This is a genomic window from Claveliimonas bilis (assembly GCF_020892095.1).
Lineage (GTDB): Bacteria > Bacillota > Clostridia > Lachnospirales > Lachnospiraceae > Claveliimonas > Claveliimonas bilis.
In genome coordinates, this window is the sequence record NZ_AP024845.1 from 1562176 (window position 1) to 1587414 (window position 25239).

A 25239-nucleotide genomic window follows, 5' to 3' on the forward strand; every position below is an offset into this window, starting at 1 on the left:
AGGAGGTTCGTATGAGTATGAATATATTAGTAGTGGATGATGAGCGGGAAATTGCGGATGTAATTGAATTATACCTGCAAAATGACCAGTATACGGTGTACAAGTTTTACACCGGACAGGATGCGCTGGACTGCATTTTTGAAAAGAAGATCGATCTGGCTATTCTGGATGTCATGCTTCCGGATATCGACGGTTTTGAGATCCTGAAAAGGATCCGGGAGAAATATACATTTCCGGTGATCATGTTGACGGCGAAAACAGAGTATATGGACAAGATCACCGGACTGACTATGGGAGCGGATGACTATATCCCCAAGCCTTTTAACCCGCTGGAGCTGATCGCCCGCGTGAAAGCACAGCTTAGGCGTTATACACAGTATAACGACGGAGGCAAGGAACAGGGAGACATTATAGATTTCGGCGGACTTGTGCTGAACCGGACTTCCCATGAATGTGTTTATAATGAAGTGCCGCTTACTCTGACTCCCATTGAGTTTGATATTTTGTGGCTTCTGTGTGAGAACAGGGGAAAGGTGATCAGCTCAGAAGAACTTTTTGAGAAAGTATGGCATGAGCAGTATTATAAAAACAGCAACAATACGGTTATGGTACATATCCGTCACCTGCGGGAGAAAATGAGTGTACCGACCGGAACTTCAGACTTTATCAAGACAGTATGGGGAGTAGGTTATAAAGTTGAAGAATAATTATCGTAAATTAAAATTCAGTATTCTGCTTCAGACAGTGCTTGTAACGGCGCTGACTGTATTAGTTGGCGGCTTTCTTCTGAATTATGTGATCGACGGCGTGTACAATGACAGCTTTGCAACGACGTTTGTAAAGGTGCTGGTCGCATTTGATGTGGAAGAACAGACCGCCATTGATTTATATTGGCGTCTGTTGGGAGATAATAAGGTGTTTTTTATGATCCTGGGCTTCCTTCTTCTTTTTGCGCTTTTCTTTTATGTGGCGCTGTCAAAGATGACGAAATACCTGGATCAGGTAGGGGATGGAATTGAAAACATTATTTCAGAATCTACAGAGCCGATCCATCTGATTACAGAGCTTAAACCTATTGAGATCCGTCTCAATGAAATCAAGGCGACGCTGAAGCGTCAGGAATTGGAAGCAATTGAAGGAGAAAAGAAGAAGAATGACCTGGTTTTGTTTCTTGCCCACGATCTGAAAACACCCCTTACATCCATTGTGGCTTATCTTGCTATGCTGGAGGCGCATCCTGATATGCCCCGGGAGGAAAGAGAAAAATATACCCATATTTCTCTGGAAAAAGCGATTCGTCTGGGAGAACTGATCAACGAATTTTTTGATATTACAAAATTTAATCTCCAGGATATTGAGCTGGAGCCGGTAGAAGTAAATCTATCCATGATGCTGGAACAGATTGCGGATGAACTCTATGCGGTCCTGCAGGAAAAGGATCTGACCTGCGAAGTAGAGGCAGAGGACAATCTGAATATATATGGAGATCCGGACAAGCTTGCCCGGGTATTTGATAATATTTTAAGAAATGCAATTGCCTACTGCTATGCAGGAACAAAAATCCGTATAGAGGCGCATAAGAAGAAAAATGATATTGAGATCATTTTTTCCAATCAGGGGGAACGGATTCCAGGCACAAAGCTGCAGACAATATTTGAAAAATTCTACCGGCTGGATGATTCCAGATCCAGTGAAACAGGAGGGGCAGGCTTGGGGCTTGCCATTGCCAAAGAAATCGTAGAACTCCATGGAGGCAGGATCATGGCAAAGAGTGACGATGAACAAACACAATTTATTGTGCTGCTTCCATCCAGAAACAAGCAGGAGGAGAAAGAAGAAATTGAAATTCATTCACATCGCAGACGTACATTTAGGAGTTCGTCCAGAGGCAGGAAAGGCTTACAGCGAAAAGCGGGACACCGAAATCTGGGAGACATTTCGAAAGATAATCATGATATGTGAGGAGGAGAAAACAGATCTTCTCCTGATTGCCGGCGACCTCTTTCACCGGCAGCCGCTTTTAAGGGAACTGAAAGAGGTGAACGACATGTTTGGCTCCCTCTCCCATACAGAAGTGGTAATGATCGCCGGCAACCATGATTATATCAAGCCGGGAGCTTACTACGGACGTTTTGACTGGGAACCGAATGTTCATATGCTGGCAGGAAAGGAGCCATCTGAAGTTCAGATTCCCAAGCTGAAAACATCTGTCTGCGGATGCAGTTATCATGAGCGCAAGATTACGGAAACATTGTATGACAAAGCTTTGCCTTCGGGAGAAATGGATTATGAGATCCTTTTGCTCCATGGAGGGGATAAAGAGCATCTTCCCATTGACAAGGCTAAGATAGAAAAATTAGGCTATGACTACACGGCCCTTGGCCATATTCACAAGCCAACGTGTCTGATTCCGGGAAAAGCGGCTTATGCAGGAGCGCTGGAACCTACGGATATCAATGATACGGGAAAGCATGGATATATCAGAGGGGAGATAACAAAAGAGGGGTGCCGCTTTACATTTGTCCCGTTTGCAACGAGGGAATATGTTCATCTTGCTTTGAATGTGAAGGTGGAAATGAGTGGATTTTCTTTAAGAAACGTGATTCAGAAAACCATAGAAGAAAACGGGAAAGAGAACATTTATAAGTTTCTTTTAAAAGGATATCGTGATCCAGAGATCCGGTTTGACCTGACTCAGATGGATGTATATGGAAATATTGCAGAAATTACAGATGAGACAAAGCCGGCTTATGACTTTGAAAAACTATATGAAAAAAATAAGGACAATTTGCTGGGAAGTTATATCGCAAGCTTTGCAAATGCTGAAAAAGACAGTATGGAATATGAAGCGCTGTGTGCCGGGGTACTTGCGCTGATGGAGACAAAAGGGGAGAGTTATGAAGATTCTTAAGCTGGAGCTGCAAAATTTTGGAAAATTTCAGAACGAGGTCCTGGAGCTTAATGATGGGATACAGCTCTTTTACGGAGAAAATGAGTCGGGAAAGACAACGATTCACACATTTATCAAAAGTATGCTTTTTGGTATGGAGAGAGGCCGGGGAAGGGCAGCAGCAAATGATACATTTTCCCGCTATGAGCCGTGGGAAAATCCGGGATATTATGCAGGGGCAATGGAATTTGAGTGCGGGAAAAAGCGGTTTCGCCTGGAGAGGAGCTTTGATAAATATTCCAAACGGGCGTCCCTTGTCTGTCTTGATGACGGAGAAGAATTTTCGTTGGAACAGGGCGATCTTATGATGCTGCTTCCGGAACTTGATCCGGAAGGATATTCGGATACGCTGTATATAGGGCAGGCAGGGGCGCGTACAGGCCGGAATCTGGCGGCCCGCCTGAAAGATTATGCTACGAATTATTATGTGACAGGCGACAGCGAGCTCAATTTAACAGCGGCAAGGAATGCCCTGGACGAACAGAAGAAACAGCTGGATCGTCAGATGAAGGAGAAGCTGGAGAAAAAGCAGAGACAAAGGGAAAAGCTGGAACAGGAATCTTCCTACATATGGCGGGATGTGCACCGACTGGATGAAGAACTGGAGCGGATAGATGAAGCGCTGGAGAGAAAAGAAGCGGAAGAGAAGGAAAAAGAAAACCGCCGTGTCCTGGATGATATCCGCCCGAACAAATGGAGGATCCATCCTCTGGAAGTGGCGGGGATTTTACTTGTCATAGTAGGGGCTTTTGTGCTGATCGCACGGCCATGGAACTATCTGGTGGCAATCATTATTGCACTGATCGGCGGAATTTACAGTTGGAATCGTCTGAAAGAAGGGAAGAAAAGGCAGAAAACCCCTCCGGAGCTTATGCTGGAAGAGATCACACCTGAAGAAGAGCTGTCTTCCCGTGAGAAGCTCCTCTGGGAGAGGACGTTATTTTTTAATGAGAAAGAAGAAAAGCGTATCCAGTATGAAAATCTTCAGGAACAGCTGGCCGAACTGGAGGAATTTGACCAGTCTTATAAGAGACTGGAAGAAAAAAAGGCAGCTGTCTTGCTGGCTTCCCAGCGGCTGTTGGAAGTGTCCGGTAAGATGCAGGGACAGCTTCAGCAGGATCTGAACCGCACAGCGTCTGATGTGATAAGCAGCGTGACGGGCGGAAAATATACAAGACTGATCACGGAAGAAGATCTGCGCTTAAGTTTTCTGTGTGAAGGAAGAAAAATCCCGGCAGAACATGTCAGCGCGGGCACATTGGAGCAGGTCTATTTTGCGCTCAGGATGGCGGCGGCAAATCTGCTGTATGAAGAAGTATACCCGGTGGTTTTAGATGATACCTTCGCTTTTTATGATGAAAGCCGTCTGAAAAATACACTGCAATGGCTGGCGCGGCAGGACAGGCAGATCCTGATCTTTACCTGTCAGAAACGGGAGGAAGAGATCCTGCAACATGAGAGGATCGATCATTCTGTTCATGTATTAACGTAATGAATTCTTCCATGACCCGAGTCTTAAATTTGTGGGTTTTATAATAAAAATACACTTGCCGTCTGGCAGCATCGCCTTCCAGCTTATAGTAGACTAATGTTTCAAAAGAGGGAAGCTGACGGACCAGTATATCGCTGATAAAGGTTGTCCCAAGCTGGGTAGAAGCCGCCATATATGCAGTGGACTGCTGCTCAAGTTCCAGAATGATATTTGGTGAAAAGCCTGCTTTCTGGCATAAACGTTCACCGCGGCTTCTTGTGTCGTTGCCGGGAGAAAGCATAATAAAAGGCAGATCCGAGAAAGCCTTGAGAGGAACTGCCGGATGTTCCGGGCGGAGATATGTCTGATTTTTTACATCATCATAGGAGAGCTGATATCTGGACAGCTCTCTATTTATATTGGCATTTTTCGGGACAGCCAGAAGGATGTTTTCGCTGCAGTATAATTCCCGGTCATATAAAAGGTGGTCATAGTGATAGTTGTCAATTACGAAATCCAGGGAGTTATTGCCGAGAAGTTCTTCCAGCTGTGCTGTGTTTCCTTCCGTCAGCCGGATATTCACATGAGGGAACCGCTGCTTGAATTTTGTTATAAGCGGGGGCAGGATGTAGGCGGAGAAAAGGTTGCTTCCGCCCAGGGATAAATGTCCGGTTTCCAGATTGTTCAAATGATTCATATCATTTTCCACACGTTGTTCGATCTTAAAAATTTCTTCCGCTGCTTCGATATAGACCTTGCCGGCTTCTGTCAGCTGCAGGGGCGAGGTGCTGCGGTCAAACAGAGGCACACCGATACTCTCTTCTATCTTTCGGATGCGGGCGCTTAAGGATGGCTGACTGATATAGAGATTCTGCGCCGCTTTTGTAAAACTTCTTTCACGGTACACTTCGTACACATATTTTTTCCAGGTAAACATTCCGTCCTCCTTTGGGATCCACGGCAAAACGATGCTGATATTATAGTCAAAACTATATAACATATATATAATTATAGATATTTGAATATATTATAGCGGGTTTATATAATAAAGGCAAATAAAAAGTTTGTTCGGACAAAAAAGTGGATCATACATAGGAGGCAGTATTATGGAAAATTATAAAATGGCAGAAAAGATGAGCAACGTACATTCCGATATCAGAGGCCCGCTTTTTGTGGAAGCAATGAAAATGCAGGAGGAAGGTATCCCGGTGCTGAAACTCAATACGGGAAATCCGGCCGCTTTTGGCTTTGGGCTTCCGGAAAGCATTAAAAACGCTCTGACCGGACATCTGGAAGAGGGAGTGGGATATTGTGATTTTCAGGGAATGAAGAAATCCCGGGAAGCGATCTGTGAATATGAAAGGAAGAAGGGGATCAAAGGAATTACACCGGAGGATGTCTTTATCGGAAATGGAGTCAGCGAGGTGGTATCCTTTGCACTGCCGCCTCTTCTGAATGACAATGATGAAGTGCTTGTGCCGGCTCCCAGCTATTCACTGTGGGGAAATTCGGTGTACCTGGCAGGCGGAAAGCCGGTTTTCTATCTGTGTGATGAGCAGTCAAAATGGTATCCGGACATGGCTGATATTCGCTCAAAGATCACGCCGAAAACAAAAGCTTTAGTTGTGATCAATCCTAACAATCCTACCGGAGCGCTTTATCCGGAAGAAGTCTTAAGGCAGCTGGCCCAGATCGCAAGGGAATTTCATCTGATCCTCTTTGTAGATGAGATTTACGACAGATTGGTGATGGATGATCTCACCCATATTTCCCTGGCTTCTCTGGCGGAAGATATTCCGGTAGTTACTATGAATGGATTGTCAAAATCCCACTGTCTCTGCGGATACCGCTGCGGCTGGATGGTGATAAGCGGCCCTCGCCATTTGACAGAAGAATATAGGAAGGGAGTCGTTAAGCTTACCTCTATGCGGCTATGCGCGAATACATTGGGTCAGATGGTAATTCCGGCTGCCCTTGAGGATATGGAAACTCCGGCAGCTATGGTAAGACCGGGCGGGAGGATTTATGAGCAGCGGAAAGCTACAATAGAGGAGTTGAAAAAGATCGACGGACTTTCTTTTGTAAAGAACAGCGGTGCGTTTTATGTTTTTCCGAAATTGGATATCCGGAAATTCCAGATCACAGATGATAAGAAATTTGCCAGGGACCTTCTGTATGCAACAAATATTCTTCTCGTTCCGGGAAGCGGGTTTGACTGGAATGCTCCTGATCATTTCCGGATCGTCATGCTGCCGGACAAAGAGGTGCTTTCTGATGCGGTCAGAAAGATCGGCAGTTTCCTGGATGGATATAATCAAAAAAGAGTGAGCATACAAAGTGTGTACACTCACCCTAAAAAGCTTCAGAAAAAATAATATATTTTAAATATTAGATTTCTTCGCCGCGGCGGTATTTGTCGACAACATTCTGGATGCGGTCAACAGGATTCAGAATGCTGCTGATAGAACCGTCGTGGTTCAGCGTATCGATCATAAGCGCAATATACTTGCTCATATCACAGTTGATATAGTACGGACGGGAAAGAAGCTCAGGCGTCTGGTAAATAAGATTTGTTGTAAGGATTCCGTTTATGATCCCTTCTTCATAGGCCTGGTCAAATTTCTCCATACCGTTTGTAAATAAGCCGAAGGTAGCAGCGGCATAAATCCGTTTTGCCTTCCTCTGTTTCAGCTGGCGGGCAACATCCAGGATACTGTCTCCGGAGGAGATCATATCATCCAGAATGATGACGTCTTTTCCTTCCACAGAAGACCCCAGAAATTCGTGGGCAACAATCGGATTGCGTCCGTTTACGATACGGGTGTAATCACGGCGTTTGTAGAACATACCCATATCAAGGTTCAGCACGTTGGCAAGATACACGGCGCGTCCTGTTGCTCCTTCATCAGGGCTGATGGCCATCATGTGCTGGCTGTCGATCTGAAGATCTTTTACATGTCGCAGAAGTCCCTTTACAAACTGATAAGTCGGGCGGACAGTTTCAAATCCGCTTAAAGGGATCGCATTCTGTACACGGGGATCATGAGCGTCGAAAGTGATGATATTGTCCACGCCCATGCGTACCAGTTCCTGAAGCGCGAGAGCGCAGTCCAGGGATTCACGGCTGCTTCTCTTGTGCTGGCGGCTTTCGTAAAGGAAAGGCATGATCACGTTAAGGCGCCGGCCCTTGCCTCCGATGGCGGCAATGATTCTTTTCAGATTCTGAAAGTGATCGTCCGGGGACATGTGGTTTGTGTGTCCGGACAGAGAATAGGTCAGGCTGTAGTTGCAGACATCTACCATAAGATAAATATCTTTTCCGCGTACGGATTCTCCGATGATACCCTTGGCTTCTCCGGATCCGAAGCGGGGAACCTTTGCGTTGATCAGATAATTATCTCTTTCATACCCGCTGAAAACGACGTCGTTTTTGTGGATATGTCCGTCCTCTCTTCTCCATTTCACCAGATAATCGTTTACCCGGTTTCCCATTTCCTCGCACCCGTCAAGGGCAATGATCCCAAGTGCTCCAACGGGAATGTTTTCCAAGTTTCGTTCAGTGCGGCGCAGCATAAGTTACAGTACCTCCTAAAATTATATTCTGTTCATCAGTTTTTTCTGTATGCGAATATCGTCACCGGTCAGTCGAAGAACGGTATAAGAACTGGTAATTCTTGAAAAAATCCGTTCCGAATAAATATTTTTCAGATCCTCCAGGGCAAGATTTGTGGAGATCAGAGTAGATTTCTGCCGCAAAATCCTTTCGTTCAGGCAGACAAACAGCTGTGATACTGTAAAGCGGTTGCTCATTTCTGTTCCCAGATCGTCAATGATCAGCAGATCACAGTTGTAAATGTGTTCGTAATCCAGCTCGGCTTCTTCTTCACGGTGAAACGTGTTCTTAGCAAAGATATCAAAAAGTCGGGCTGCTGTAAAGTAAATTACGGAAAAAGATTGATCAAGCAGCTCTTTTGCGATGCAATGGGAGAGAAAAGATTTTCCGACTCCCGTATCGCCGTAAAGAAGCAGATTCCGAAATTCAGATGAAAAAGTATCTACAAATTCATGGCAGGACCGAAGGGCAATCTGCATGGCTTCCAGAGAGGAACGTCCTGTCAGGGGATCAATGTGGCTTCCCGAATAGTATTCCAGAGAGCAGGTGTCAAAATTCTCCTTTTTCAGGATATCCTGAAGATTGGACTGCGTATAGAGCAGGTCGATCACTGCTTTCCGGAAGCAGTGGCACTTCCGAGTGCCGATATAGCCGGTATCGCGGCAGTCAGGACAGGTATAATGAAGATCGAGGTAGTCTGCCGGATAACCGCCTTCTTTTAAAAGAGCTGCCTTTTCTTGTGAAAGCTCGTGAAGCTTTTCCTTCAGGCTGCTTAAGGCAAGGTCGTCTCCCTCCAGAAGCCTGCGCCCCTGCTGTACGCTTAGGGTGGAAATAGAATCATCCAGAGCTTTTATTTCCGGTATTTTTTTAATAATAGATTCATATCTTTTACGCCGTCGGTATTCGTTATCCAGCCGGCGCTGTTCATAAATATGCATGAACTGATCGTATTGAGAATTGGTTAGTGCCACAGTATTCTCCCTTCTGTGAAAATCATCGCTCTATTTGCTCTGGATCAGCTTTCGTGTGAGATCATCCATATCCTCATATACCCGGCCCTCGAAATTGTTGAATCTATTCCGGGATATATTGGGGGATTCGGAAGCTGTCCGCCGCCTGTCAGAGCCCTTTTCCTTGTGATATGCAAGATCCAGCGCTTCAATATCTTTTCGGTTTTTCACACCATTTTCATACCAGCTTTTCAAGATCGATTCTGTGTAGTCGAAACTGGGCTGATGAATGCTGGACATTGTGCGGCTGCATGCCTCAAGGATCAGCTCCAGGGACAGACCGTAATCATTTTCCCAGCGGCGTATGTATGCGCTTTCGGAAGCGGCTGGTGCCCGTCCCGTAATACCGAAAGCTTTCAGTACGGCATAACCGCTTTTGCTGCAGGAAACTACACTGCGCTTGGCATCTTCTACGGTCTTTATTTTCCGGTCAGACCAGGACAGAGCCACTTTCTGAATATAGTGGATGCTCTTATGTCCGTTTTCCACGCAGTATTCAATGAGATATTCAATGAGGTCCGTGGACATGCCAAGATTGTCATAAAAATAAGTGATCGTCTTCATATCTGTGGCGGAAAGTGTTTTTCCAAGATATTGCTCCGCGACAAAAAGAAGCTCCTTTAACTCCTTTCGGTTGCGGAACTGAGTGATATTGTTATCTGACAGAGCGCCGGAATCCTCGCCGCCTGTGCCGGGAACAGAATCCGCCTGCGGTTCAGAGGAAACGGCCGTACCCTTGTCCGAAGAGTGATCTTTGGATCCGGGACCGCCGTTGGTGTCGAGAATGTCGAAATCCAAAATTCCCTGTTTTTTCCAGTATTTCAGAGCGCGGATCACATCTTTTTCTGTATCGTCCAGGATGTCGGCTATGCCGGAAACAGTCAGCGGTGTCTTGGCATCATTCAAAAGCCGGAGCAGAAGGAGATAAACTTTTACATACTCCCCGTTGGCTTCCGGCATATATTGGTCGATAAATTCATGATCCAGCAGGATCGCATTATCCTGCACGCATCTTTTCAGCTTTATTTGTTTCATCATATTCCCCACTTTTACTATAACAAAAATACTAGACTCATTATAGCATTCAGTGGACAGGCAAAAAAGAAATTTTTCCGTCAAAAATCAGCTTTTTTGTGGATAAAATCCTGTGGAAAATGTGGATAACTGCTATTTTAAAAGCGCTTCTCCAATGTTTACAACGTTTCCGGCGCCCATAGTTATCAACACATCTCCTTTTTGACAATGTGTTTTTAAGAAATCTTCGATTGCCTCAAAAGACGGAAGATAATATGCATCGCATCCCTTTTTCTTCAGTTCTTCGGCAAGCAGCTGGGAGGATATTCCCAGGGTATCTGTTTCCCGTGCGGCATAAATGTCGGCAAGGACAACATGATCGGTGTGGGATAATGCCTCCACAAACTCCGGGAAGAGTGCTTTTGTGCGGGTGTAGGTATGAGGCTGGAATACGCACCAGATCTCCCGGTGGGGATAAACATCGGCAGCCTTTAAAGTAGCCTTGATCTCCGTCGGGTGATGGGCGTAGTCATCGATGACAGTTACCCCGTTCCAGTCGCCCTTATGTTCAAACCGCCGGTCTGTTCCGGTAAAAGACTGAAGACCGCTGCAGACGTCATCTCTTGAAATATCCAGAAGATCAGCCACAGCGATGACAGAAAGGGCGTTGCAGATGTTGTGGTCGCCTTTGACAGACAGCTCCACCCGTCCGGTGTCTTTTCCGTGGGAAATGACATGGAAAGCAGCGTTTCCTGTTTCATCGTGGGAAATCTGATCCGCATAATAGTCCGCGGAAGAATCCAGGCCGAAAGTAACTACCCGGCAGGAAAGCCCGTCAGTGATCTCTTCCAGATGCTCGATCTCCTTATTGATGATGAGCGTACCGTCCGCAGGAAGAAGCTGGGCAAAACGGCGGAAAGAATGTCGGATATCGTCAAGATCTTTGAAGAAATCCAGGTGATCCGCGTCAATATTGAGGATGACAGCGATCTTTGGGAAAAAATGAAGAAAGCTGTTGGTGTACTCGCAGGCCTCTGTTACAAAAAGCTCGGAGCTGCCTACCCGGATGTTTCCTCCGATCGCTTTTAAAATGCCGCCCACTGAAATGGTAGGATCCTTTTTTGCGGCAAGGAGAATGTGAGAAAGCATGGAAGTTGTGGTAGTTTTTCCGTGAGTTCCTGAAATGGCCACAGGTACATCATAATTTTTCATCAATTGTCCCAGCAGTTCAGCGCGGCTGAGCATGGGGATACCCTGGCGGCGTGCCTCGGCAAATTCTTCATTATCCTCATGTATGGCAGCAGTATACACTGCCAGATCTATCCCTTCTATAATATTGGAAGCCTTCTGGCCGTAAAAGATGCGGGCGCCCAGTTTTTCCAGATGTTCTGTTAAAGCGGATTCCTTAGTGTCAGATCCGGAGATGACAAACCCCTCTTTCAGAAGGATCTCGGCAAGGCCGCTCATGCTGATGCCGCCGATTCCGATAAAGTGAATATGGATCGGTTGATTGAAATTAATGTTATACATAATGTGATATCTCTCCTTAAGTGATTAAAAACTGTCATATTTTTGAACTCTTATTTATATTATTATAAACAGAGATGTACGAAAAGCCAAGGAACAATTTTTGTGATATATTAATAAAAAAAGTCGCTAAAAGCCATTTTTTTTGTAAAATATGTTCACTTAAATACGGAAGTATGGTATAATAATTTACACTATATTACTGAGAAGGGGTGATGGCATGATTAAAAAAGAAATGATAGCAATGTTGCTGGCGGGGGGACAAGGCAGCAGACTGGGAGTCCTTACAGCAAAAGTAGCAAAGCCGGCTGTTGCGTTTGGGGGAAAATACAGAATAATAGACTTTCCGCTCAGTAACTGCATTAATTCTGGAATTGATACAGTGGGAGTGCTGACGCAGTATCAGCCTTTAAGGCTTAATACACATATAGGGATTGGCATTCCGTGGGATCTGGACCGCAATATTGGAGGGGTGTCCATCCTGCCGCCATACGAGAAAAGCGCAAACAGCGAATGGTACACGGGAACAGCCAATGCAATTTACCAGAATATGGATTATATGGAAACCTACAATCCGGATTATGTCCTGATCTTGTCGGGAGACCATATTTACAAGATGGACTATGAGGTGATGCTGGATTACCATAAAGAAAATCATGCAGATGTTACCATAGCAGCTATGCCGGTTCCGATGGAAGAAGCAAGCCGCTTTGGAATTGTTGTAGCCGATGGGGACGGAAGGATTACAGAATTTCAGGAAAAGCCTCCGGAACCGAAAAGCAATCTTGCATCTATGGGAATTTATATTTTCAGCTGGCCTATCCTGAAAAAGGCGCTGATGGAATTGAGGGATGTGCCGGGATGCGATTTTGGAAAACATATCATCCCTTACTGCCATGAAAATGGACAACGCCTGTTTGCATATGAATATAACGGATATTGGAAAGATGTAGGAACATTGGGATCTTACTGGGAAGCCAATATGGAACTGATCGATATTATTCCTGAATTTAATTTATATGAAGAATTTTGGAAGATTTATACAAACAGCGACATTATTCCACCACAGTATATTTCAGAGCGTGCGATCATTGACCGGAGCATTATCGGGGATGGCGCGGAAATCTATGGGGAAGTTCACAACTGTGTGATCGGATCCGGTGTCACTATCGGAGAGGGAAGCGTTGTGCGGGATTCCATTATCATGAAAGATGTGAAGATAGATTCCGGATGTATTATCGATAAAGCGATCATAGCAGAAGGCGTTCATATTAACGATAATGTAACTCTGGGAACAGGAGCGGATACGCCGAATCTTCTGAAACCCAATATCTATTCCTTCGGGCTTGTGACGATAGGGGAAAATTCTGTCATACCGGCAGGAGTGCAGATCGGGAAAAACACAGCGATCAGCGGAGTGACTGTAAAAGAGGATTACCCGGGAGGCATGCTGGAGAGCGGAGAGACATTGATAAAGGCGGGTGAGAGAATATGAGAGCAGTAGGAATTATTTTAGCAGGCGGAAACAGCAATAAGATGAGGGAATTGACGAACAAACGGGCTGTGGCGGCAATGCCTATTGCAGGCAGCTACCGGGCGATTGATTTTGCCCTGAGTAATATGTCCAACTCTCATATCCAGAAAGTAGCGGTGCTGACACAGTACAATGCGCGCTCTTTGAATGAACATTTAAATTCCTCCAAATGGTGGGATTTTGGAAGAAAGCAGGGGGGACTTTATGTATTTACCCCGACGATCACAGCGGATAACGGATACTGGTACAGAGGAACGGCAGATGCCATTTATCAGAATCTGGACTTTTTAAGGAAATGTCATGAACCTTATGTGATCATTACATCCGGGGACGCTGTATATAAAATGGATTACAACAAGGTGCTGGAGTATCATATCGCCAAGAAGGCAGATATTACCATCGTATGCAGGGATCTGGCGCCGGGAGAAGATGCGACACGCTTTGGAACTCTGAAAATGGACGAGACTATGCGCATTGAAGAGTTCGAAGAAAAACCAATGATGGCGGCTTATAATACGATTTCCACAGGAATTTATATCATCAGAAGACGTCAGCTGATCGATCTGATTGAACACTGTGCGGAAGAGGAAAGACACGATTTTGTAACTGATATTTTGATCAGATATAAAAATCTGAAAAAAATATACGGTTATAAAATAAAAGACTACTGGAGCAACATAGCTACAGTGGATGCGTATTACAAAACAAACATGGATTTTCTGAAGCCGGAAGTAAGAGATTATTTCTTTAAACAGTATCCGGGGATCTATTCCAAGGTGAGCGACCTGCCGCCGGCGAAATATAATCCGGGTGCAGTGGTAAAGAACAGTCTTGTGGCCAGCGGTTCCATTATCAACGGAACAGTAGAAAATTCCGTATTGTTTAAAAAGACCTTTGTGGGAAACAACTGCGTCATTAAAAATTCCATTATTTTAAATGACGTATATCTCGGTGACAATACATACATTGAAAACTGTATTGTAGAAAGCCGTGATACCATCAGGGCCAATACGCGTCATGTGGGAGAAAATGGTGTGAAGATCGTAGTCGAAAAAAATGAGAGGTATGCACTGTAAGAAAAAGCCAAAGTGCATTGACTGACAAGAAAGGGGCTAGAGGAAATGCAGATCACAGATGTACGTGTGCGCAAAGTTGCGAAGGAAGGAAAACTGAAAGCGGTAGTGTCAATTACGATGGATGAGGAATTTGTCGTGCATGACATTAAAGTAATCGAAGGAGAAAAAGGGCTTTTTATAGCTATGCCAAGTAAAAAAGCGTTGGACGGCGAATACCGGGATATTGCACATCCGATCAATTCAGCTACAAGAGAGCGGATTCAGAATATTATTCTTGAAAGGTATGAAGAAGCGCTGAATGAAGAGGCAGCTGGGGAGCCTGAAATGGTGTAGTATCATAAAAAAGATAAAACGATAAAAAGTAAAGTATAAAATACCGGTATGGATCCGTGTGGTGATCTCATACCGGTTTGTATTTTGCCCCTTGTACACCGACGCTATATTTGTCTTGCGCCTACATCTTCTGTCAGGTGAAAAGACATAGGAGCGCCGGAGAGGGGATGGAAAAATTCCAGGTGAAAGGCGCAAAGCTGCAGGATCGCATCCGTTTCCCTGGAGGGAGGGGCAGCTTTGGAGGAGAGGGAATGATACTTTGTATCACCGGCGATGGGACAGCCCATGGAGGCAAGCTGCACCCGTATCTGATGATGACGGCCGGTGTCAAGGTGGATTTCCAGCTCTGCCTGATCAGAAGAAGGGTTTTTAAAAAAGCATTCCTCCTTTACAGAATGTCCGCTGTTGTCTCCTGGAATAGGAGACGCGCCGACAGCAACGGTATAATATTCCAGACGGGCGTATTTGGCGCCGGGGGAGTCAGGGCTGCAGATCCTTGAGGTGTTGGTCCGTCCGTCTTTTACCAGGTAGTCCTCAAGGACTCCCTGATTTTTGGCAGGGATCCCGTCAGTGAGAGCGCGGTAATATTTTCGGAACTGCTTCTTTTGCAGCTGGAGATTCAGGGCTCTTGCAGACTGTGGTGTTTTTGAGAAAACAAGTATTCCGGAAACAGGCTGGTCCAGTCGGTGGATAACGGCCAGATAAGGCTCTCTGGTCTGGGAATAATTTTTATTTTTGGGGGAACAATGTTGATAAATGTATGTTTTCAGCATACTTTCCATATCGCGGGCGCCGATATTCCTGCTTTGGGTTGCTATGCCGTGAGGTTTGGCGCAGACGATGAGGGAAGGATCTTCATATAGAATATCTAGTGAACTTTGACTCATTGGGGTTCTCCTTTATAAAAAGAATGTACAGTTTTTTATTATTTAATCACAGAAAATAAAGAAGTGTCAATGAGCCGAAGAAATCGGAGCGATTCAAAAGTCGGGTCTTGACAAAAAGAGAGGGATTCGATAAAATTATCGTTAACTGAATGGTTAAAAACAAAATATCTGCCGGCAATGATAGTTGCAGAAGGCAGAATTGGCTGTGAAGAGGAATAGTAATCATATGAATGGATCAAAAGAGAGGGGATTCATCGGCTGAAAGATTCCTGTTTCCTAGTATGATGAACCTACCTTGGAGCCTCTGTATGAAAATACAGCGTGACATCAGCGTTAAGGATGATATGAGAGAACTGCAGAAGGGCTGCAGTTAATTAGGGTGGTACCGCCGAGCTTTTCGGTCCCTTTTTCAGGGAAATGAAAAGCCCGGCGCTTTTTTCTTTTCCCGATATGACAATGGCAGTCGTCCGGTCATATGTCCGAATAACTGCCGGCAGTATGGGGCAAGGGTCCCGTAAAAAGAAAAAGAGAAAAAGAAAAGGAGAAAAAAATCATGGCTCAGGAAAAGAAACTTGTAAAGAACATTACATCACGTGATGAAAATTTCGCACAGTGGTACACAGACGTTGTGCGTGAAGCAGAACTTTGTGATTATTCCAGCGTAAAAGGCTGTCTGAACTATCTGCCGAACGGATATGCTATCTGGGAGCTGATCCAGGCGGACCTTGACAGACGGTTTAAAGAAACAGGAGTAGAAAATGTATCCCTGCCGCTTCTGATTCCGGAAAGTCTGCTGGAAAAGGAAGCAGACCATATTGAAGGTTTTGCACCGGAAGTAGCATGGGTTACCCACGGCGGTATGGAAAGACTGCAGGAAAGGATGTGCATCCGTCCGACATCTGAGACATTATTCTGTGATCTGTGGGCGAAAACAGTAAAATCCTATCGAGATCTGCCGAAGGTATGGAACCAGTGGAATTCCGTCATGCGCTGGGAAAAGACTACAAGACCGTTCCTGCGTTCCAGAGAATTTTTGTGGCAGGAAGGGCATACGATCCATGCGACCTATGAGGAAGCAGAAGCCCGTACTATTCAGATGTTCCATGTCTATGAGGACTGCTACAGAGAAACACTGGCAATTCCTTTTGTGTCAGGAAGAAAAGCAGAGCATGAAAAATTTGCAGGAGCACAGGATACCTATACAATTGAAGCACTGATGCATGACGGGAAGGCGCTTCAGTCTGCAACAAGCCATTTCTTCGGAAGCGGATTCCCGGATGCTTTCGGAATTAAATATGTAGATAAGAACAATCAGCTTCAGAGTGTATATGAGACTTCCTGGGGATGGTCCACAAGAAGTATCGGAGCGATCATCATGGTTCACGGTGATGACAGCGGACTCGTACTTCCGCCTCACGTTGCGCCTGTAGAATGCCGTATTATTCCGATCGCACAGCATAAAGAAGGCGTGCTTGACAGAGCGCATGCACTTCTTGACGAGCTGAAGAAAGCCGGATACAGAGTGAAGATCGATGATTCCGACAAGAGTCCGGGATGGAAATTCTCCGAACAGGAAATGCTTGGTATTCCGACCCGTATTGAAATCGGACCAAAAGACATTGAGAAGAATCAGGTTGTTGTCGTACGCCGTGATACACGTGAAAAGATTGTCGTATCCCTGGATGAGATTGCAGTAAAACTTCGTGATATTCTGGAGACGATCCAGCAGGATATGTACAACAGAGCAGAAGAATTTTTGAACAATCACATTGACACCGCTGTTACAATGGATGAAATGGTTGAGAAATTTAAGGCAAACCGTGGATTTGTAAAGGCATGCTGGTGCGGGGATCCGGAATGTGAAGGTGAAGTAAAATATGCAACAGGAGGAGCTGCAACGAGGTGTTTGATCGAGGATGAGGAAATGATCTCAGACAAATGTATCTGGTGCGGTAAACCTGCAAAGCATATGGCATACTGGGGAAAATCTTATTAATATTCAGAAGGGACGGGAGTTTAAAGTACCCCGTCCTTTCTCTTGCAGAAATCTTTCTTCCTATGCTATATTTTACAATGACTAAGAGCGAAAGGGGATAGGAACAATGAATATCCATATCGAAATGCCGGAAGATGTGAAGGATATCATATGCACGCTGCAGAAAAACGGATATGAAGCCTATGCGGTAGGCGGCTGTGTGCGCGATTCTATACTGGGAAGAATGCCGGAAGATTGGGATATTACGACTTCCGCTATGCCGGAGGAGACAAAGGCCCTGTTTGCGCGGACTTTTGATACCGGGATTGAGCACGGTACTGTCACAGTCCTGAAGGGGAGGACGGGCTATGAGGTTACAACATACCGAGTGGACGGGGAATATGAGGACAGCCGTCATCCCAGGGAAGTTACGTTTACCCGGAGCTTAAAAGAAGATTTGAAGCGAAGAGATTTTACTATCAATGCCATGGCCTATAATGATGAGGAAGGCCTGGTGGATATATTCGGCGGCCTGAAGGATCTGGAAGGGAAAGTGATCCGCTGCGTAGGAAATGCAAGAGAGCGTTTTTCAGAAGATGCCCTGCGTATTTTAAGAGGCGTCCGCTTTGCGGCGCAGTTAGAGTTCGATCTGGAAGAAGAGACGAGGGAAGGGATGAGAGAACTGGCCGGAACGCTGGCAAATATCAGTGCGGAGCGCATACAGACAGAGCTGGTGAAAATACTGGTTTCCGACCGGCCGGATCTTCTGCGTGAAGCATGGCGGCTTGGAATTACAAAAGTCTTTCTGCCGGAATTTGACCTGCTTATGGAGACAGAGCAGGAGACGCCCCATCATATGTACAGTGTAGGGGAACATACCCTTCATGCGCTGCAAAACATACGGCCTGACAAAGTCCTTCGCTTGACCATGTTTTTCCATGATATGGGGAAACCGGCCCTGAAGACTGTGGATGAAGACGGAGTTGCTCATTTTAAAAGACATGCGGTCAAAAGTGAGGAAATTACCAGGATAGTCATGCGCCGCCTGAAATTTGATAATGATACCCTTAGAAAGACGGCAAAGCTGGTCTGCTACCATGACCTGAGAATGCCGGCGACCCCGGCAAATGTGCGGCGGGCTATGAACCGGATAGGAAAAGAGCTGTTTCCCCTTTATCTGGAAGTACGGCGGGCAGATGTTTTGGCCCAGAGCGAATATCTAAGAAGAGAGAAACTGGACGATATCAGTAAGGTGGAAGCGATTTATAAAGAAATCTTATCACTGAACCAGTGTACTTCCGTGAAAGAGCTGGCAGTCAATGGAAGGGACCTGATAACAGAGGGGATCCGCCCGGGACGGGAAATGGGGGAGATTCTTGACAAACTTCTGGAAGAGGTATTGGAAATGCCTGAAAGGAATACAAAAGAGATGCTTCTGAAAAGGGCGAAAGAGATTTACAGTCAGTCATGACTTTGCAATTCACAGGATTCTGTCATATTACCTTAACTGGCATCATACATTAAACAGAACATGATAATGTAGAGTGCAGGGGAAGGTAATATGCAGGATTACGAATTAAGTATATTGGAACAATATCCAATCATAGTAAAGAGCACCCGCAAAACAAGGGGTGCATTTTTTTGCGATACGGATCAGGGCTTCCTGCTGCTTAGGGAAGCCGGGATGTCAAAGCGGCGTATCCTGGCAGTGCAGAAGCTGTGCAGCCATCTGGAAGAGGAGGGATATGCACGGACAGACCAGCTGATACCCAACCAGACGGGAGAATATGTCAGCACCTCGGAAGAGGGCAGAAATTATATACTGAAGCGCTGGTTCCGGGGACGGGAATGTGATATCCGAAAAGGGAAAGAACTTTTGGAGGGTACAGCCAACCTTGCGCATCTGCATCGTTTTATGACGGAAATACCTGAAGGGGAGAATGCGGCAAAATGCAGCATCCGGGATGAGTATGCCCGGCACAATCAACAGCTGAAAAAAATACGGAAATTTATGAGAAATCAATCACCTCTGGGAGAGTTTGAGATGGAGTTTCTCAAATGTTTTGACAGAATCTTTCAGTGGGCGGAAGCGGCTTTTGAAGAAGCACAGGATATGCCCTGTGACAGACTCTTTCAGGAATGCCGGGAAAAGGGAATGATGATCCATGGGGATTATAATTACCATAATATTTTGATGACAGATGATGGAATTGCGACGACCAATTTTGACAGATCCGGCTATCACATTCAGGCAGAGGATGTCTATTATTTCCTCAGAAAAGCAATGGAAAAACAGGGGTGGAACATCAGGGCAGGCGGCCATATGCTGGATGCCTATGATGCGATCCGGCCTTTGACAAGGGAGGAAGAAGGCTATCTGAAACTCAGGCTCATCTATCCTGAGAAATTCTGGAAGCTGGCAGACTCATACTACCGGTCGAATAAAGCGTGGATCTCTGTGAAAAATGTGGAAAAACTAAAAACAGCCATTCGGCAGATTGAGGAGAAACGGCAGTTTCTGGAGACAGTCTTCGCCTTTCGCCTAAGCTAGGATGAACAAGCGCCTTCTTGTGCCCTGACAACAGCATTTCTCTTGTAAAGAGAGGAAGACCTGTTGTATAATAAGTACCATAGAAAACCACCAGGAGGTATTATATTATGGAATACAGGGAAAAGTACGAAGAATGGCTCTCCAATCCTTATTTCGATGCGGATACCAAAGCGGAGCTCAAAGGGATTGAAAACGATGAGAACGAGATAAAAGAACGTTTTTATAAGGATCTTGAGTTTGGTACGGCAGGACTTAGAGGGATCATCGGAGCAGGAACAAATCGGCTGAATATTTATACTGTTCGCAAAGCCACACAAGGACTTGCGAATTACATCCTGAAAAAAGGAATGGAAGGAAAAGGAGTGGCGATCGCTTACGATTCCCGGAATATGTCTCCGGAATTTGCAGATGAGGCGGCGTTGTGCCTGGCGGCAAACAAAATCAAGGCATACGTCTTTGAATCTCTTCGGCCAACACCGGAATTGTCCTATGCAGTACGCCATCTGGGATGTGCAGCAGGAATCAATATAACAGCAAGCCATAATCCTCCGGAATATAACGGATATAAAGTATACTGGGAGGACGGCGCCCAGATCACACCTCCTCATGACAAAGGGATCATGGATGAGGTAAAGGCGGTTACGGATTACAATAACGTAAAGACCATGAGCCTTGACGATGCAAAAGAGGCAGGGCTGTACGAGACGATCGGGGCTGCCATTGACGACAGTTATATTGCAGAGCTGAAAAAGCAGGTGATCCATCAGGATGCGATCGATGCGGTAGGTAAGGACCTGAAGATCGTATACAGCCCGCTGCACGGAACCGGAAACATTCCGGCAAGGCGTGTGCTGAAAGAGCTTGGATTTGAAAATGTTTATGTTGTAAAAGAGCAGGAGCTGCCGGACGGAAACTTCCCGACAGTATCTTATCCGAACCCGGAGGCGGAAGAGGCTTTCGAACTGGGACTGAAGCTGGCAAAAGAGGTGGATGCAGATCTTGTTCTTGCGACAGACCCGGATGCAGACCGACTCGGCGTTTATGTAAAAGATACAAAATCCGGAGAGTATAAAGTTCTTACAGGAAATATGTCGGGATGCCTGCTGGCGGATTATGAGATCGGACAGCGACAGGCTGCATGGGGAAGTCTGCCGGACGACGGATATCTGATCAAAACGATTGTTACATCAAATCTGGCGGATGCTATCGCAAAAGGGTATGGAATCGGTCTTATTGAGGTGTTGACAGGGTTCAAATATATCGGACAGCAGATCCTTGGATTTGAGACAAGCGGAAAGGGAACCTATCTCTTTGGATTTGAGGAGAGCTACGGCTGCCTGATCGGTACACATGCAAGAGATAAGGACGCTATCGTTGCTACAATGGCTCTGTGCGAGGCGGCGGCGTACTACAAGACTAAAGGAAAAACATTGTGGGACGCTATGCTGGATATGTATGAAAAATACGGATATTATAAAGATTCCATTCAGTCTATTACCCTGAAAGGAATTGAAGGTCTGCAGAAGATCCAGGAGATCATGGATACCCTCAGAAAGAATCCGCCGAAGGAAGTGGCAGGATATCAGGTTCTGAAGACCAGAGACTACCAGGCAGATGAAATCCTTAACGTGGAAACAGGGGAAAAGACAGGAACCGGGCTGCCGAAATCCAATGTGCTTTACTATGATTTAAGCGACGATGCATGGCTTTGTGTAAGGCCGTCCGGAACGGAACCTAAAGTAAAATTCTATTATGGCGTAAAAGGAACATCTGTGGCAGATTCTGACGAGAAATCAGAAAAAATGGGCAAAGATGTTCTGGCAATGATCGACCAGATGCTTTAAATCGTCACAAAATCCGGAAAACCTCTGAAATAGAGGGATTTTCGGGGATTTTCCCTTGACAAACAAGGGGAAAAACTGTATAACTTTATTGAAAGGCGCCGCTGCAAAGAGAGCTGGCTTTGCAATGGCAATGTTTGAAGATTGAATAGAATTGAATAAAGGTTCTATCATAAAACAGAAGGAGGAGTTATCCATGAACAAAACAGAATTAGTAGCAGCAATTGCAGAACAGGCAGAATTGTCTAAAAAAGATACTGAAAAAGCTCTGAAAGCTTTTATCGACGTAGTTACAGAAGAACTGAAGAAAGAAGAAAAAGTACAGTTAGTAGGATTCGGAACTTTTGAAGTAAGCAAGAGAGCAGCAAGAGAAGGAAGAAATCCGCAGACAGGAAAGACAATGAAGATCGAAGCTTGCAAAGCACCAAAATTCAAAGCTGGAAAAGCTTTAAAGGATGCTGTAAACGCATAATTCTGAAGTTTTATGTGTGGAATATAATAGGGATGGCATTGCAAAGGCAGTGCCATCCTTTTTGTTAGGAGGATGATAAAAATGAGATTGGATAAATTCCTGAAGGTTTCCAGGCTGATCAAAAGAAGAACAGTGGCAAATGAAGCCTGTGATGCAGGCCGTGTCCTTGTAAACGGTAATGTGGCAAAGGCATCGGTGAAAGTAAAAGAGGGGGATATAATAGAGATCCAGTTTGGAACAAAAACAGTGAAGGTGGAAGTACTGGATATAAAAGAGACCACAAAAAAAGAAGAGGCTAAAGACTTGTTCAAATACTTGTAATAATTTCCGCATACCTTTCATATGATTATCAAGAAAGGTTGTGATGACAATGGAAGAAAAACAGGCCGGAAGAAGCCACAAACTTGTAGTAAATAACAGAAAAACGAGTTTGGTAACAGGAGTACTGGATGTCCTGTCTTTTGATTTAAATGAAATACTGCTGGAGACAGAGCAGGGGATGCTGATGGTAAAGGGGTCGGACCTGCATGTAAATCGGTTAAGCCTTGAAAAGGGAGAAGTGGATCTTGCGGGAACCATAGACAGTATGTCCTACTCGGAGGTGCATGCTCCGGGCAAGCAAAGTGCAAATATTTTAAGCAAACTTTTCCGGTGACGCCATGCCTGGGATCAAAGCAGAAGGAGCGGCGTTTTTAGAGGCAGTTCTTGCCGGAATGATTTTGTGTTGTGCGTACACCTGCATAAGATTGTTCAGGCGAATCGTGCATCATACCCTTTCCGCCATTGCTGCAGAAGATTTTCTTTTTTGGACGGGGACAGCCGTATATTTATTTGTGCAAATTTACCATACCAGTAATGGTAGTATACGATGGTACTTTATACTAGGTGTTGTGGCAGGCGGACTCTTTTTTTATCAAATGTCGAAATTTATCTCAAAAGTCCGAAAAAAAATGTACGGGAAAAAGAAGAGAGATTCCAAGAAAAGTATTGAATAAACCTGTAAAAAAAGATAAGATAGAACATAATAGTCAGAAAGATTCTGACAGACGGGTGAGTATAATTATGAGTGGTATTAAACAAAAGAATCGTGTAAGACAGCAGAGAAAAAGAGTGCAGCAGCATAAGAGAAGTATGCTGGGGATCAGCGCTGTGATCATGCTGCTTGTGATGGTGGTGTCTGTAAGCAGCATCAGTTTGCAGGCCAGGAATAAGGAGTATATTGCCCAGGAAAAAGAGCTGGAAGCAAGTATCCGGGAAGAAAAGGACCGGGCTGAAGAAATCAGTGAACTGGAAGATTACGTTGGTACGGATGAGTACATAGAACAGACGGCAAAGGACAAACTGGGACTGGTCCATGAAAATGAGATCATTTTCAAAGCCAGGTAGAATGGACGCTCTAAGGAGCGCGCAGACAGAAAATAAGTTGGAAAATACAAAAGATAAGCTTCGGGAAGAAATTCCTGAAGCTTATCTTTTATTTATTCTACAGCCATATAGAACAAAAAGCTATTGCAGATGAATGGGGCAGGAGAGTATGAATATGAGTGAGATAAAAGAAAAGGGGTTGTTTATTAATCCGTATGTAATACAGATGGACCGGTTTGCAGATTCTCTCCGGCATCTGTCAGAAACCTTTTTAAGCCTGGAAGAATATCATCAGACCTTTACCAGGGAAGAACTTGAAGATATGTTCATAAAAGTTTCGGAGAGAGTGTGTTTAAACTGCGAGAAAAAGGAATGGTGCCTGAAAGAAAACCGGGACCGCACCAGGCAGATGGTATATGAGCTCCTGGCGACGGCAGAGGAATACGGGGCGGAAATGAATATAGAAGTAAAGAGAGATCTTCAGAAAAAATGTGTCATGGCGCCCAGATTTCTCAGGGAAACGCTGGAAATATTCGGAGTTGAAAAACAGAGGATGGTATGGAATCACAAAATCATCCTGAATCGCAGAGGGTGTGCAGTTCAGATGAATGCGTTTGCCGAAATGATACAAAGTGCTGCAAGAGAGCTGGATGCAGGAATCTGTATGGATGACCATCTGGAGAAAAAGGTAAAGGCGGGAATGAAGAGAATAGGACTGAAACTTTTGAGCAGCGTGTTTTTCCTGACAAAACAGGGAAGGTATGAAGTCCATTTGACATTAAAGGCACAAAGAGGACAATGTGTGGCCTCCAAGGAGGCGGCCGAGGTCCTTTCATCCTGCATAGGACGGGGAATGCTCCTTTTAAAAGGAGAGCGTCCTGTGATCGGGGAAGAATACCGGACAATCGTTTTTATGGAAGGAGCAGGATTTCACACACTGCAGGGCGTTGCGAAAATCGGAAAAGGATGCGATAAGATATCGGGGGATACTTTTCTGATGACAGAGCTTCCGGGAGGAAAGGAAGGGGTTGTCCTGTCGGACGGAATGGGGTCCGGCGAGAGTGCCTTTAAGGAAAGCGCAATGGTAGTAGAACTTTTAGAGGAACTTCTGGGGGCAGGATTTCCGCCGGAAACAGCAATACGTATGATGAACACTGCCCTGGTGGCAGGCAGGGAGGAAGTCCGCTTTTCTACAGTAGATATGTGTATTTTCGATCTTTATCAGGGAACATGTGAGATCCTGAAAGCCGGGGCTTCTGTCACATTTATACGAAGCAGGGGAGGCGTGGAGAAAATCAGCTCTGCCTCACTTCCGGTGGGAGTGGTGCAGGAACTGGAGATTGAGAAAAGTGTACGCCAGCTGGAAGACGGAGATTTTGTAGTGATGGTGACAGACGGTGTGCTGGATGCTCTTCCGGTAGGAGAGCAGGAAGCCATGCTGGGAGCGCTGATCGGAGGAACCACTATCTGTAATCCGGAAGAGCTGGCTCACTATATATTGGAACAGGTGCTGGAACTTTCCGGAGAGATCCCGGCAGATGATATGACGGTTCTGGCAGTGGGGATATGGAAGGCATCATAGGTGTACCGGAAGAAGTATCGGGGAGCCGGCTTGCTTTT

The 25239-nt window shown here is 45.3% G+C and carries 24 protein-coding genes and 1 other annotated feature; of the genes, 18 read left to right on the forward strand and 6 right to left on the reverse strand.

Annotated features, from left to right (window positions below; translation table 11 throughout):
• Positions 1-11 precede the first annotated feature (11 nt).
• From vanR to EUBC25_RS07645, 4 genes are read left to right on the forward strand one after another with little or no spacing between them, the layout of a single operon-like run.
• Positions 12-707 (forward strand): VanR-ABDEGLN family response regulator transcription factor, encoded by a 696-nt coding sequence (vanR, locus tag EUBC25_RS07630; RefSeq protein WP_331471439.1) that lies wholly within the window; start codon positions 12-14, stop codon positions 705-707.
• Positions 697-1962, forward strand: a complete 1266-nt coding sequence (locus tag EUBC25_RS07635; RefSeq protein WP_230104924.1) for a sensor histidine kinase — start codon at positions 697-699, stop codon at positions 1960-1962. Before vanR ends, EUBC25_RS07635 begins: the two co-directional genes overlap by 11 nt.
• Entirely contained in the window at positions 1850-2911 is a 1062-nt protein-coding gene (locus EUBC25_RS07640) for a metallophosphoesterase family protein (protein ID WP_230107571.1), read from the forward strand. The genes EUBC25_RS07635 and EUBC25_RS07640 overlap by 113 nt, the downstream gene beginning before the upstream one ends.
• Positions 2898-4442 carry an ATP-binding protein gene (locus tag EUBC25_RS07645; protein WP_230104925.1) on the forward strand — a complete coding sequence of 515 codons (1545 nt, stop codon included), beginning with the start codon at positions 2898-2900 and terminating at the stop codon, positions 4440-4442. Before EUBC25_RS07640 ends, EUBC25_RS07645 begins: the two co-directional genes overlap by 14 nt.
• On the opposite strand, the gene EUBC25_RS07650 is transcribed toward EUBC25_RS07645, so the two are convergent.
• Positions 4369-5358, reverse strand: a complete 990-nt coding sequence (locus EUBC25_RS07650) for a LysR family transcriptional regulator (protein ID WP_230104926.1) — start codon at positions 5356-5358, stop codon at positions 4369-4371. The genes EUBC25_RS07645 and EUBC25_RS07650 overlap by 74 nt on opposite strands.
• 169 nt (positions 5359-5527) lie before the next feature.
• On the opposite strand from EUBC25_RS07650, the gene EUBC25_RS07655 reads away from it, so the two are divergent.
• A complete protein-coding gene (locus EUBC25_RS07655) occupies positions 5528-6796 on the forward strand; it encodes an aminotransferase class I/II-fold pyridoxal phosphate-dependent enzyme (protein ID WP_230104927.1) in 1269 nt (422 codons plus the stop codon).
• Positions 6797-6809: 13 nt separating this feature from the next.
• On the opposite strand, the gene EUBC25_RS07660 is transcribed toward EUBC25_RS07655, so the two are convergent.
• From EUBC25_RS07660 to murC, 4 genes are all read right to left on the reverse strand, one after another.
• A complete protein-coding gene (locus tag EUBC25_RS07660; protein ID WP_230104928.1) occupies positions 6810-7994 on the reverse strand; it encodes a ribose-phosphate pyrophosphokinase in 1185 nt (394 codons plus the stop codon).
• A 21-nt stretch (positions 7995-8015) separates the two neighbouring features.
• Positions 8016-9005 (reverse strand): ATP-binding protein, encoded by a 990-nt coding sequence (locus EUBC25_RS07665; RefSeq protein WP_230104929.1) that lies wholly within the window; start codon positions 9003-9005, stop codon positions 8016-8018.
• A gap of 30 nt (positions 9006-9035) precedes the next feature.
• Entirely contained in the window at positions 9036-10082 is a 1047-nt protein-coding gene (locus tag EUBC25_RS07670) for a DnaD domain protein (RefSeq protein WP_311135874.1), read from the reverse strand.
• A 129-nt stretch (positions 10083-10211) separates the two neighbouring features.
• Positions 10212-11588, reverse strand: a complete 1377-nt coding sequence (gene murC / locus EUBC25_RS07675; RefSeq protein ID WP_230104930.1) for a UDP-N-acetylmuramate--L-alanine ligase — start codon at positions 11586-11588, stop codon at positions 10212-10214.
• A 217-nt stretch (positions 11589-11805) separates the two neighbouring features.
• On the opposite strand from murC, the gene EUBC25_RS07680 reads away from it, so the two are divergent.
• From EUBC25_RS07680 to spoVG, 3 genes are read left to right on the forward strand one after another with little or no spacing between them, the layout of a single operon-like run.
• Positions 11806-13080: a glucose-1-phosphate adenylyltransferase gene (locus tag EUBC25_RS07680; RefSeq protein ID WP_230104931.1), complete on the forward strand. Its 1275-nt coding sequence runs from the start codon at positions 11806-11808 to the stop codon at positions 13078-13080.
• The gene (glgD, locus tag EUBC25_RS07685; protein WP_230104932.1) at positions 13077-14195 is read left to right on the forward strand and encodes a glucose-1-phosphate adenylyltransferase subunit GlgD; all 1119 of its coding nucleotides are present in this window, start codon (positions 13077-13079) and stop codon (positions 14193-14195) included. Before EUBC25_RS07680 ends, glgD begins: the two co-directional genes overlap by 4 nt.
• 45 nt (positions 14196-14240) lie before the next feature.
• On the forward strand, positions 14241-14528 hold the full coding sequence (gene spoVG, locus EUBC25_RS07690) for a septation regulator SpoVG (RefSeq protein WP_230104933.1): 288 nt from the start codon (positions 14241-14243) through the stop codon (positions 14526-14528).
• A 104-nt stretch (positions 14529-14632) separates the two neighbouring features.
• Here the strand turns inward: spoVG and EUBC25_RS07695 are convergent, their stop codons facing one another.
• Complete coding sequence (locus EUBC25_RS07695) at positions 14633-15415, reverse strand: RluA family pseudouridine synthase (RefSeq protein ID WP_230104934.1); 783 nt, start codon at positions 15413-15415, stop codon at positions 14633-14635.
• A 196-nt stretch (positions 15416-15611) separates the two neighbouring features.
• Positions 15612-15824: a binding site (T-box leader), on the forward strand.
• Between the two features lie 144 nt (positions 15825-15968).
• Between EUBC25_RS07695 and proS the strand changes: the two genes are divergently transcribed.
• The 10 genes from proS to EUBC25_RS07745 all read left to right on the forward strand — a co-directional run bounded on the left by proS (position 15969) and on the right by EUBC25_RS07745 (position 25201).
• On the forward strand, positions 15969-17411 hold the full coding sequence (gene proS / locus EUBC25_RS07700; RefSeq protein WP_230104935.1) for a proline--tRNA ligase: 1443 nt from the start codon (positions 15969-15971) through the stop codon (positions 17409-17411).
• Between the two features lie 112 nt (positions 17412-17523).
• Positions 17524-18861, forward strand: a complete 1338-nt coding sequence (locus EUBC25_RS07705; protein WP_416386678.1) for a CCA tRNA nucleotidyltransferase — start codon at positions 17524-17526, stop codon at positions 18859-18861.
• A gap of 90 nt (positions 18862-18951) precedes the next feature.
• Complete coding sequence (locus EUBC25_RS07710) at positions 18952-19941, forward strand: CotS family spore coat protein (protein WP_230104937.1); 990 nt, start codon at positions 18952-18954, stop codon at positions 19939-19941.
• Between the two features lie 107 nt (positions 19942-20048).
• A complete protein-coding gene (locus EUBC25_RS07715) occupies positions 20049-21785 on the forward strand; it encodes a phospho-sugar mutase (RefSeq protein WP_230104938.1) in 1737 nt (578 codons plus the stop codon).
• A 193-nt stretch (positions 21786-21978) separates the two neighbouring features.
• A complete protein-coding gene (locus EUBC25_RS07720; protein ID WP_230104939.1) occupies positions 21979-22254 on the forward strand; it encodes an HU family DNA-binding protein in 276 nt (91 codons plus the stop codon).
• A gap of 81 nt (positions 22255-22335) precedes the next feature.
• On the forward strand, positions 22336-22575 hold the full coding sequence (locus EUBC25_RS07725; RefSeq protein WP_230104940.1) for an RNA-binding S4 domain-containing protein: 240 nt from the start codon (positions 22336-22338) through the stop codon (positions 22573-22575).
• Positions 22576-22624: 49 nt separating this feature from the next.
• Positions 22625-22909, forward strand: a complete 285-nt coding sequence (gene yabP / locus EUBC25_RS07730) for a sporulation protein YabP (RefSeq protein WP_230104941.1) — start codon at positions 22625-22627, stop codon at positions 22907-22909.
• 58 nt (positions 22910-22967) lie between these two features.
• The gene (gene yabQ, locus EUBC25_RS15005) at positions 22968-23249 is read left to right on the forward strand and encodes a spore cortex biosynthesis protein YabQ (protein ID WP_230107573.1); all 282 of its coding nucleotides are present in this window, start codon (positions 22968-22970) and stop codon (positions 23247-23249) included.
• A 67-nt stretch (positions 23250-23316) separates the two neighbouring features.
• Complete coding sequence (locus tag EUBC25_RS07740) at positions 23317-23640, forward strand: septum formation initiator family protein (protein ID WP_230104942.1); 324 nt, start codon at positions 23317-23319, stop codon at positions 23638-23640.
• Between the two features lie 154 nt (positions 23641-23794).
• A complete protein-coding gene (locus EUBC25_RS07745) occupies positions 23795-25201 on the forward strand; it encodes a SpoIIE family protein phosphatase (protein WP_230104943.1) in 1407 nt (468 codons plus the stop codon).
• The last annotated feature ends 38 nt before the right edge of the window (positions 25202-25239 follow it).